Below are 888 nucleotides of genomic sequence, written 5' to 3' on the forward strand. Positions count from 1 at the left end.
CCAGCACCAAGAGCAAATGCGGATTGTCCACGCCATGTGCCGCTACCAAATGAGACACTCAAAGATCCCGGCTCGTCGAAGTAACGTAGGTTGGATACTGCTAGACCAACGGCGGCTGCTTGCCTTGCCTCTTTCCGTACGCTCTTAATATCATAACTAAACGTTTCAAATTTTATATCGGTTTAGGATTTCGACTCGTTAACACCATTACTCATCGCATTATCCTTGGATTCAGAAAAATATTTATCTACATATTTTTTCACATCATCAAAAACTGTCTTAATCTGCTGCTCACTGTCATCTAACAACCACCAACCAGCCCCCCTCCACGACTTCTGTCAAATTTTCGTAAAACACACCACTCTTCACACCTTTTCTCTTTCTTTATTTTCAACATTAATGCTGGCACTGTTATTTGTGGGAGTCGTTCTTTTAATCGTGTAACTCTTTTCGCCCCTGTCTTGTATAGACAGGAGCGTTTTTGAAAATAATCGTAGTAAATTTTATTAATTTAGAGTTAAGCTTAATCCTACACCTACACCCCAGCGCCCTCCGGAACTTGTCACAGATAGACTAGAGCGAATATTTCCATCTTCAGATGTATAACCAGCACCAAGAGCAAATGCGGACTGATTGAGCCATATACCACTACCAAGTGCAACACTTAACTTTCCTGGTGCATCATTGTAACGCAAGTTGGACACCGCTAGACCAATAGCAGCAGCTTGTCTTGCTTCTTTCCGAACATCCTGAATAGCATAATTCAATGTCTCAAACTTTATATCCGTATAGGATTTCGACTCGTTAACAGCATCATTGACAAGACTACTAACTTTCTCATCCGTATACTTATTGGCATCTTCAAGAACTATCTTCATCTGCTCTTTA

At 41.0% G+C, this 888-nt stretch carries 2 protein-coding genes; both read right to left on the reverse strand.

Annotated features, from left to right (window positions below; genetic code table 11):
- On the reverse strand, positions 1-176 hold a 176-nt coding region (locus ACFIJJ_RS09905; protein ID WP_375646829.1), incomplete at its 3' end, for a YadA-like family protein.
- Positions 177-506: 330 nt separating this feature from the next.
- On the reverse strand, positions 507-888 hold a 382-nt coding region (locus ACFIJJ_RS09910; protein WP_375646827.1), incomplete at its 5' end, for a YadA-like family protein.

Origin of the sequence: Bartonella sp. TT29SHDZB (assembly GCF_042193395.1) — a bacterium.
Classification (GTDB): Bacteria; Pseudomonadota; Alphaproteobacteria; order Rhizobiales; family Rhizobiaceae; genus Bartonella.